Origin of the sequence: Bradyrhizobium sp., from assembly GCF_035484855.1 — a bacterium.
Lineage (GTDB): Bacteria > Pseudomonadota > Alphaproteobacteria > Rhizobiales > Xanthobacteraceae > Bradyrhizobium.
Map to the genome: position 1 here is coordinate 1 of NZ_DATHOP010000272.1, position 9,158 is coordinate 9,158.

Consider the following 9,158-nt stretch of genomic DNA (forward strand, 5'->3'; position numbering starts at 1 on the left):
GCAGCCGGCGCCGATAGCAGGCGGCCGCGCCGATGAAGGTGACGACGATGGTGAGCAGGACCGCGGCCGGTTCCGGCCAGGATGCGGCGCTGTTGAGCACATAGCGGGTGAACACCGCCCAGGGAATGACGGCCGAAATCAAAACCAGCGCCGTGCCGGCAACAACGATGCAAGCCGAATAAAGCGCGTCCATCAGCGTGCGATAGAGATGCGCCATCATTCAATTCCGGAGCGGGAAGGGCGGTGACCGCGTTATGCAACGTCCTGGATGCGCTTGATCATCGCGGCATATTTCGGCCCGTACTTGTCCCAGACCGGTTTCACCGCATCCTGGAACGGTTTCTTGTCGGCGACCTCGATGATCTCGTTGCCGGCGGCCTTAGCTTTTTCCATCGCCGAAGCTTCGTATTTATTCCAGAGGTCGCGTTCTTCGAGCTGTGCCTCGCGGCCGAGTTTTTTCAACAACGCCTGATCGTCTTTGCTCAAGCCGTCCCAGGTCTTGCGCGAGAACACCAGGATTTCCGGCACGATCAGGTGCTGGGTCAGGGTGTAATACTTGGCGACGGTGTAGTGATTGTCGAAGACGTAGCTTGGCGGATTGTTTTCGGCGCCGTCGACGACGCCGGTTTGCAGCGCGCTGAACACCTGATCGTAGCCCATGGCGACGCCATTGCCGCCAAGCGCATTCATCATGTCGATGAAAATCGGATTGCCGATGACGCGGAATTTCAGGCCCTTGACGTCGTCGATGGTCTTGATCGGCCGCTTGGTGTTGTAGAGGCTGCGCGCGCCGGCATCCATCCAGCACAGCGCGACCAGCCCGGCATTGGGGCTTGCGGTGATCTTGTCGAGCAATTCCTGGCCGATCGGCCCATCCATCATCTTTTCGGCATGCGCGGTATTCTTGAACAGGAACGGCATGTTGACGACGTTGATGTCGTCGACGATCGGACCCATCGATCCGACGCTGACCCGCAGCATCTGGATGGCGCCGATCTGGGTCTGCTCGATGGTCTCCTTCTCGCCGCCGAGCTGCATCGACGGATACATCTGGACCGAGAGCCGACCTTGCGTGGCGGCCTCGAGCTTCTTGCCCAGATTCTCGGTCGCCACCACCGTGGGATAGCCGGGCGGCTGCACGTCGGAAGCCTTGAAGACCGTTTTGGTCTGCGCTCTTGCAGACGACAGCGGCGGCAGGCTCGCCATCGCGGCCCCAAAACCTGCGCCCAGTTTCATGAAATCACGGCGTTTCATCCGATTCCTCCCTCACGTACTGTTCGTTTTGCTCCAACGGTCATCCGCCGGAGGACAGACGGCCCGGCTTTTTTTCAGCCGCGTTCGTTCTTTTTGTTGGTTTCGTTGTCGAAAAACTCCGGATTAACATTCTGGGTTGCGGAGATATTGTCGCGAAGACTCTCGAGGTGGAATTCCATCGCGGTCCTTGCGGCCGCGGGATCGCGACCCTCGATCGCATTCAGCACGGCCTCATGTTCCGCGATCACGCGACCCATCCTTCCCGCCTGCGGCAGCGTCAGGCGGCGATAACGATCGACGTGGACCTTCACCTGCTGGATCAAGGTCCAGATCCCCGGATATCCCGCGATCTCCGCGATCGTAGCATGAAACATCTCGTCCGCCTGGTGAAAGGCCTCACGGTCCCTGGCGGCATTCGCCTCTCGCTGACGCTGCAGGATCGAATGCAGCACCAGAATCTGACTCGCGGTGGCCCGCTCGGTGGCGAGTTGCGCGGTGGTCGCCTCCAGCGCCTTGCGGATGATGATGGCCTCGGGGAGCGCCGCGAGCGGAATCCGCGAAACGAAAATGCCCGACTGCGGAAATATCTCGAGCAGGCCTTCGTCCGATAATTTCAGGATGGCTTCGCGAACCGGCGTCCGGCTGACACCGTAGGCGAGCGCGATTTCCGCTTCCGAGACGGCTTCGCCGGGGCGCCGCCGCAGCGACACCAGCTCGGCGCGAAGGTCCGAATAGATGCTGGCCGAGGCGGTCGCCGTGCGCGGCCGGCCGCCGCGGCGAGCGCCGGCGGCGGTGCGAACCGCGGTCTCGGTCTTTTTCCTGGCACGCGCGGGCATCGTTACTCCCAGACGAATTGATATATTAGTATATGAACCGGCTTTGGCAACGACGAAATCGCCCGCGCGGCTATTTGGTTGGGAGATCCCCCACGCAAGCGCGGAGATTCCGGGCTGCTATCTGGCGCCACCGAGAAAGCCCGCGCGCTCGCGAACGTCGCGCTGACTGGGCGCCGTCAACAGATCGATCAGCGTCCGTGCCTGCTCGGCGTGAGCGGCTCGGGCCGTCACTACCGCCGTGTACATGGTGGCAAGCTCGCATCCCGGCGGCAGCGGACCCGACAACAGCACGCCCGGCGTAGAGATGATTTCGGTCGACTGCGTGCAGCCGATCGGTTTTCGGGCATCGGAGGCCGCCAGATGCCGCATCGCGGTGGCGCCGTTCGGATGGATGTTGAGCCGGGCTTCCACGGTTGCGGCAATGCCGAGCTGCTGCAGGACTTTTGCGACGTGAATTCCGGCCGTCGATGCCTTGATGTCGGGAACGAAGATTGCATCCGCCGCCAGCAATGCGTCGCGCAGACTTGCCGCATCCCTGGCCTTGACGATGGGATCGCCCGATCGGACCGCAAGCGCGGTCTCGACCAGGCCGACCTCGGCCATCGAGGCGGGGACGACGAGCTTCTCTGCCGCCAATTGCGCGACGATGGCCGCCGTCAAGATGACGATGTCCGTCGGCATGCCCTTGCGCAATTTGTCGGCCATGGCGCCGACCGCGCCGAACTCGCCGCCGATGTCGAAACCGGTCCTGGTCTTGAAGTTGGCCGCAAGGCTTCCGACCAGGCCCTGCGCCGCGCCGCCGCTCAGGATATTCAAGCTCGTCACGTGCTCGATTCCATCGCCGCGATCAGGCGGTCGCGCGAGAACGGGAGGTCGCGAATGCGAACGCCGAGCGCATCGAAGATGGCGTTGGCAATCGCCGCCGTGACCGGACCGTGCGCGGCTTCGCCGGCGCCGACGGAGTCGATATCCGGCCGCTGGATCAGTTCGACTTCGACCTCCGGCACCTCGCTGAAGCGAAGGATCGGATAGTCGGTCCAGCTGTTGCTGGTGATGCGCCGGTCGTCGAAGCGGACGCGCTCCTTCAGCACCCAGCTGGTGGCCTGGATCGCGCCGCCTTCGACCTGGTTGATCACGCCGTCGGGATTGATGGCCTCGCCGACATCGACCGCCAGCGTCAACCGCCTGACGACGATATCTTCGGCGCCCTCGATTTCGGCAACCACGGCGCAATAGGCGCCGGTGTTCTTGTAGCGGCCGAAGCCGATGCCGTAGCCGGTGCCGGCACGCTTGTCCGGCTTCCAATTCGCACGCCTTGCGGCGGCGCGGATCACGTCCCTGGCGCGCTCGTCTTTCAGATGCCGGAGCCGGAAGGCAACCGGATCCTCGCCGCGTTCGTGTGCAACTTCATCGAGAAGAGATTCGATCGCGAACACGTTGCCCTGTCCGCCCAGCGTCCGCAGCGCGGAAGTGCGGATCGGCATCGTCGTCAGCCGATGCGACAGGATCGTCCACGAGGGAAGATCATAAAGCGGGATCGAGTTGCGGTCGGCGCCGCCGCCATTGGCCTGCGGCGGATTGTTCGAGATCATCCGCGGGAACGGATCGGCGAGTTCGGTCCCGGCCAGCAAGGCCGGCTGCGCCGCGCGCCCCGGCCGGGCGGCATGGCCGTTGCTCCAGATGCTGTGACGCCAATCGACGATGTCGCCCTGGGCATCGAGATCGGCCTCGATTTCGATCGCCATCGCCGCCCCGAACGGCGCGTGCGTCATCTCGTCAGCGCGCGACCATTGCAGGCGGACCGGCCGGCCACCTGCTGCTTTCGCCAGCAGCACCGCATCGAGCGCGACGTCGTCGGCCGGGTTGTGCCCATAGCAGCCGGCGCCTTCCATGTGCTCGACCGTGATGTTCTCGACCGGCAGTTTGAGCACCAGCGCCAGATCGGCGCGCAGCAGATAGACGCCCTGGCTGTGGGTCCAGACGTGGACGCGGTCGCCGCTCCATTGCGCCATGGCGCAGGACGGCGCGATCGAGGCGTGCGCCATATAGGGGCGGGTATATTGGCGGCGGAGCGTGCGCGCCTTTGCAACCGCGCCGGACCCCACCCGCTTGTCGATCACGGTCGATTCAACCGGCTGGGCTTTCAAAAATTCCGCCAGCCTGGTTTCGTCGGGCAGCGTTTGGCCGGCGCTCCATTTTGCATTCTTCCGCAAGGCCTTCAGCGCCGCCTCCGCGCCGTCTTCGGTCTCGCTGACCAGACCGGCAAAATTGCCGTCGCGCACGATGGCGATCAGGCCGGCAACGGCCCGTGCATCATCCTCCTTCAGTTCGTCAAGTTTTGCGAAGGGCATTTCGGATCGCAGCACGCGGCCGTGCAGCATGCCCGGCAGCGCGGTATCGTGAATGAAGCGCGGCTGCCCAAAGACCTTGTCGGGAATGTCCAGCCGCTGCACGGAACTTCCGGCGAGCGCGCGCTGCGTCGATTTCTTCGGCGCGGCGCCTGGCGTTGCCTCGCGATCCAGCGAAACCTTGTCGGCCAACTCCCAATAGCTGGTGCTGACATTGCCGGGACCGGAGATGGTACCATCCTTGATATCGAGCGCATCGGCTCCGCCGCCCAACTGATCGGACGCGGCGGCAAGAAAGATCTGCCGGATTTCGGCGCAAGCGTATCGGATGGCGCGCCCGGATTGCTGCACCGAGAGGCTGCCCGAGGTGACGCCCTCATTGGGGCTCGCGGTCGTCGACGCGCGCACCATCTGCACGCGGCCAAAATCGATATCGAGCTCGTCGGCCGCGATCTGCGCGAGCGCCGTGACGATGCCTTGCCCGATCTCTACCTTTCCCGGCGAAACCGTGACGTGCCCTTCCGCGGAGAAACGAACCCATGACGACAGCACCGGGTTTGCCGCGAGGCTGACCGGCAATTTGGGCGGCGCGGGAGAGGGTTCGGTCATTGGCTCGCCACCTCGTCTGCCGCGCGCAATATCGCCCGTACCATCCGGTTCTGCGAACCGCAGCGGCAGAGGTTGCGGTCGAGCGCAGCCCTCACCTCCGCGCCGGAGGGTTTTGGATTCTGCATCAGCAATGCCGCCGCGCTCATCAGGATGCCGGAGACGCAATAGCCGCATTGAATCGCCTGCTCGGCGATGAAGGCGCGCTGCAGCGGGTGCGGTTTTTCCGCGCTGCCAAGTCCTTCGATGGTAATGACCTCCTTGCCGGTCACCGACCATAGCGGCGTGTCGCAGGCGGTGACCGCATGGTCACCGACGATGACGCGGCAGGCGCCGCATTCGCCCGAGCCGCAGCCGAAATGGGGACTGGTCAGTCCGAGCGGTCCGCGCAGCAGGCCGAGCAGCGACGAATCCGGATCGGCATCGATCTCGGTCTCTGCACCATTGAGGCTGAATCGAATGTTCGGCATCGAGGACAGATCCTATTGCGGCTTTTCGGGGAAGCGCTTGACGACGTCAGCCCATTTCACGATATCGCCGCGCAGATATTTGTCGAATTCTTCCGGAGTCATCGACATCGGAACCGCCCCCTGATCGTTCCAGAGTTTCACGATGTCCGGCCGCTTGACCAGCGAATTCACGGCGGCGTTCAGCTTGTCGATAATCGGCTTCGGCGTGCCGGCGGGCGCCATCAGGCCGAGCCAGATCGTCGCTTCATAGCCGGGCACGCCCGCCTCATTCGCCGTCGGCACGTCCGGCAGCACCGCCGAACGCGTCTTGCCGGTGGTGGCGAGTGCCCGCACCTGGCCGGCAGCAACATTGGGCGCCATCGTCGTCACCGCGTCGATCATCATCTGCACCTGTCCGCCGATCACGCCCGCGCGGGCATCGCCGCTGTTGCGGTAGGGGACGTGCACGACGTCGATGCCGGCCATGGTTTTGAACAGCTCGCCGGCCATGTGATAGGGCGTGCCGGTGCCGGAGGAAGCATAATTCAGCTTGCCCGGCTGCGATTTGGCGAGCGCGATGAACTCGGCCAGCGTCTTGGCCGGAACGTCGGGATGCACGACGATGACGAGGTCGGAGGAATTGACCGGCGCGATCGGCACAAGATCGCGCATCAATTCGTATTTGCGCTGCGCCGCCGACATCAGCGATTCATTGGCGGTTTGCGTGTTCGACATCATCAGCAGCGTGTAGCCGTCGGGCGGTGATTTGACGACTTCCAGCGTGCCGATCACGCCGCCGGCGCCGGTGCGGTTTTCCACCACGAAGGGCTGACCGAAACTTTGCTGCATGGCATTGCCGAGCAGGCGCGCCGTGACGTCGGCCGGCCCTCCCGCGCCGAACGGGACGATGATCCGCACCGCGCGCGCCGGATAATCCTGCGCCAGGCTCGAGGTCGCAGCCATCGGCGTCGCAAGCAGAGCGGTCGCCAGCGCGAGGGCAAGCATCGGAGCCAGCCTTTGGGGGAGCGTTTGGGAGAGCCTTGGGCCCGTCATTTCAATCTCCCGAATCCTGTTTTCCAGGTCGTTGTTGGTCAGGTCTGGCTGAAGTCCACTATCACGTCTGACGGCAAGGGCAACGGACTGTCGACGAAAGACTCGATGTATGCTCCAGGAATAAAAGATAACTTGCTCGTCTCGCCAAGACCAAAGGGTGGAAACGCCAATGAGAAATCCGAACATTTCGCGCCGCAGCGTGCTCAGGGGCGCCGGCGCCTTGCTTGCGGGAACCGCGCTCTCCACCCGCGTGATGGCCGCGGCGCCGCCGGCGGAGCCGATCATGCCGGCGCTGATCGAGGCGGCCAGGAAAGAAGGCCACGTCAACTATTACACCTCGGTCGATCTGCCGGTCGCCGAGAAGCTGGCCAAGGCGTTCGAGGCGAAATATCCGGATATTGCGGTTCGCGTCGAGCGCTCCGGCGCCGAGCGCGTGTTCCAGCGCATCGGGCAGGAATATTCCAGCAACATCCACGCCGTCGATGTGGTGAATTCGTCTGATGCCGCGCATTTCATCGTCTGGAAGCGCGACGGCGTCCTGCTGCCCTACGTGCCGGAGGATGTCGCAAAACTCTATCCCGCCGAGCACAGGGATGCCGACGGGCTGTTTGCGAGCTGGCGCGTCTGGCTGTCGATCATCGCCTACAACACCGGCCTGGTGAAGCCCGAGGAAGCGCCGAAGAGTTTTGCCGATCTGCTCGACCCGAAATGGAAGGGCAAGATCGTCAAGGCCCACCCCGGCTATAGCGGCACCATCATGACCGCGACCTACCAGATGCAGCGCGATCTCGGCTGGACCTGGTTCGAGCAGCTCGCAAAACAGAACATCATGCAGGTGCAATCATCGGCCGATCCGCCGAAGAAACTCGATCTCGGCGAACGCGCTGTCATGGCCGACGGCAACGAGTATAATATTTTTGAACTCAAGGAGAAGGGCCGTCCGGTCGAGCCGGTCTATGCGACCGAAGGCTCGCCGATCATCATCGGGCCCAACGGCATCTTCAAGGACTCGCCCAATCCGAACGCGGCCAAGCTGTTCCAGTCGTTCTGCTTCAGCCGCGACGCCCAGCAGCTCATCATCGACGTCGGCGGCCTGCGCTCGGTGCATCCGCAAACGACGGAGAAACCGGGGCGCAAGCCGCTCAAGGACATCAAGACCATGAAGGACGATGCGGCCGCGGTGGAAAAAGAGAGCGACGCGATCAAGGCGCGCTATACCAAGATATTCCACGTCTGAGCGATGACATCCGCATTGCCAAAGACCTCGGTCGCCGAAACGCTGGCGCATAAGATTGCCGCGCTGAAGCCGGGCGCGCTTTCGGCGGCAACTATGCGCAAATGCGAGGACCTGCTGATCGACGTCATCGGCCTCTGCGTCACCGCGCGCAACGAGGACTATGTCGCAAGCGCGCTGGCCGGTTGCGACGACGACGGACCATGCACGGTGATCGGGCACAGCCGCACGCTGACTGCCGCGGGCGCTGCCTTCGTCAACGGCACCGCGGCGCATGGCGAGGATTTCGACGACACCTTTGAGGGCGGCCCGGTGCATGCCGGCGCGGTGATCGTACCGGCGGTGCTGGCTGCTTGCGAGCGGCACAATCCGGACGGCCGCATGGCGCTGACGGGGATCGCTGTCGGCACCGAGGTGCTCTGCCGGCTGAGCCTCGTGGTGCCGAAGGCGGTCCACAAGGCCGGCTTTCACCCGACCGCGATCTTCGGCGCGATGGGGGCTGCCGCCGGCGTCGGCACGGCACTCGGCCTCGACGCGGCGAGAATCGTGGATGCGCTCGGGATCGCCGGCAGCATGGCCGGCGGCATCATCGAATATCTCGCGGAGGGCGCCTGGACCAAGCGGCTGCATGCCGGCTGGGCGGCGCAATCAGGCATTCGCGCGGCGCTGCTGGCGCGGGGAGGTTTTGTGGGTCCGCGCACGGTGTTCGAGGGCGTGCACGGGCTGTTCCACGGATTTGCCCATACCACCCATGGCGACTATGACGCGCTGACCGGTGACTTCGGCACCCGCTGGGTGACGGACACGCTGGCGTTCAAGCCCTATCCCTGCGGGACGATGGCGCAGCCCTATATCGATTGCGCCAAACGCCTCGCCGCGCGCGGCATCAGGCCAGAGGATGTCGAGGCGATCCTGTGCGAGGTGGCGGAGGGAACGGTGCACCGGCTGTGGGAGCCCTTGGCTGACAAGCAGCGCCCGCGCAACGGCTATGCCGCCAAATTCGCGGTGCCGTATCTCTTGGCGACCGGCTTCGTTCACGGCGGCGTCGGCCTTAGCGCGTTCACGGAGGCCGCGATATCGGACGCGCGCGTGCTCGCGCTCGCCGCCAAAGTGAAATTCGTGATCGATCCCGATAACCCTTACCCGAGCAACTATACCGGCCATATCAAGGCAACGCTGAAGGACGGCAGCGTGATCGAGGAGCGGCAGCCTTATTTGCGCGGCGGCGCGCATGAGCCGCTGACCCGGCAGGACGTCACCGACAAATTCGCGCTCAACACGCAGCATGGCGGCTGGAGCAAGACGCAAAGCGATACCGCGTTGAAGCTGCTGGCGGGGCTCTATCAGGGCAAGATGGATTTGAGACCGTTACGAAACT

The 9,158-nt window shown here is 64.0% G+C and carries 9 protein-coding genes; 2 read left to right on the forward strand and 7 right to left on the reverse strand.

Annotated elements, in window-relative coordinates:
• The 7 genes from VK804_RS30720 to VK804_RS30750 form a co-directional block, all read right to left on the reverse strand.
• A partial coding sequence (locus VK804_RS30720; RefSeq protein WP_325752045.1) for a TRAP transporter small permease occupies window positions 1-217 on the reverse strand: 217 nt, incomplete at its 3' end.
• 35 nt (window positions 218-252) lie between these two features.
• Window positions 253-1,254, reverse strand: coding sequence for a TRAP transporter substrate-binding protein (locus tag VK804_RS30725; RefSeq protein WP_325752046.1), 1,002 nt, complete (start codon window positions 1,252-1,254; stop codon window positions 253-255).
• A gap of 74 nt (window positions 1,255-1,328) precedes the next feature.
• Entirely contained in the window at window positions 1,329-2,090 is a 762-nt protein-coding gene (locus VK804_RS30730; RefSeq protein ID WP_325752047.1) for a GntR family transcriptional regulator, read from the reverse strand.
• Between the two features lie 117 nt (window positions 2,091-2,207).
• A complete protein-coding gene (locus tag VK804_RS30735) occupies window positions 2,208-2,915 on the reverse strand; it encodes a substrate-binding domain-containing protein (RefSeq protein ID WP_325752048.1) in 708 nt (235 codons plus the stop codon).
• A complete protein-coding gene (locus VK804_RS30740) occupies window positions 2,912-5,047 on the reverse strand; it encodes a xanthine dehydrogenase family protein molybdopterin-binding subunit (protein WP_325752049.1) in 2,136 nt (711 codons plus the stop codon). The genes VK804_RS30735 and VK804_RS30740 overlap by 4 nt, the downstream gene beginning before the upstream one ends.
• Window positions 5,044-5,514: a (2Fe-2S)-binding protein gene (locus VK804_RS30745; RefSeq protein WP_325752050.1), complete on the reverse strand. Its 471-nt coding sequence runs from the start codon at window positions 5,512-5,514 to the stop codon at window positions 5,044-5,046. Before VK804_RS30745 ends, VK804_RS30740 begins: the two co-directional genes overlap by 4 nt.
• 12 nt (window positions 5,515-5,526) lie before the next feature.
• Window positions 5,527-6,498 (reverse strand): tripartite tricarboxylate transporter substrate binding protein, encoded by a 972-nt coding sequence (locus VK804_RS30750; protein ID WP_325752051.1) that lies wholly within the window; start codon window positions 6,496-6,498, stop codon window positions 5,527-5,529.
• A 217-nt stretch (window positions 6,499-6,715) separates the two neighbouring features.
• On the opposite strand from VK804_RS30750, the gene VK804_RS30755 reads away from it, so the two are divergent.
• On the forward strand, window positions 6,716-7,783 hold the full coding sequence (locus VK804_RS30755) for an ABC transporter substrate-binding protein (protein WP_325752052.1): 1,068 nt from the start codon (window positions 6,716-6,718) through the stop codon (window positions 7,781-7,783).
• Between the two features lie 15 nt (window positions 7,784-7,798).
• On the forward strand, window positions 7,799-9,158 hold a 1,360-nt coding region (locus VK804_RS30760), incomplete at its 3' end, for an MmgE/PrpD family protein (protein ID WP_325752053.1).

Bases quoted from the DNA above. Each gene is read 5' to 3' on its own strand.
- VK804_RS30725 (WP_325752046.1), bottom strand. From the start codon at position 1,254: ATGAAACGCCGTGATTTCATGAAACTGGGCGCAGGTTTTGGGGCCGCG.
- VK804_RS30730 (WP_325752047.1), bottom strand. From the start codon at position 2,090: ATGCCCGCGCGTGCCAGGAAAAAGACCGAGACCGCGGTTCGCACCGCC.
- VK804_RS30740 (WP_325752049.1), bottom strand. From the start codon at position 5,047: ATGACCGAACCCTCTCCCGCGCCGCCCAAATTGCCGGTCAGCCTCGCG.
- VK804_RS30745 (WP_325752050.1), bottom strand. From the start codon at position 5,514: ATGCCGAACATTCGATTCAGCCTCAATGGTGCAGAGACCGAGATCGAT.
- VK804_RS30750 (WP_325752051.1), bottom strand. From the start codon at position 6,498: ATGCTTGCCCTCGCGCTGGCGACCGCTCTGCTTGCGACGCCGATGGCT.
- VK804_RS30755 (WP_325752052.1), top strand. From the start codon at position 6,716: ATGAGAAATCCGAACATTTCGCGCCGCAGCGTGCTCAGGGGCGCCGGC.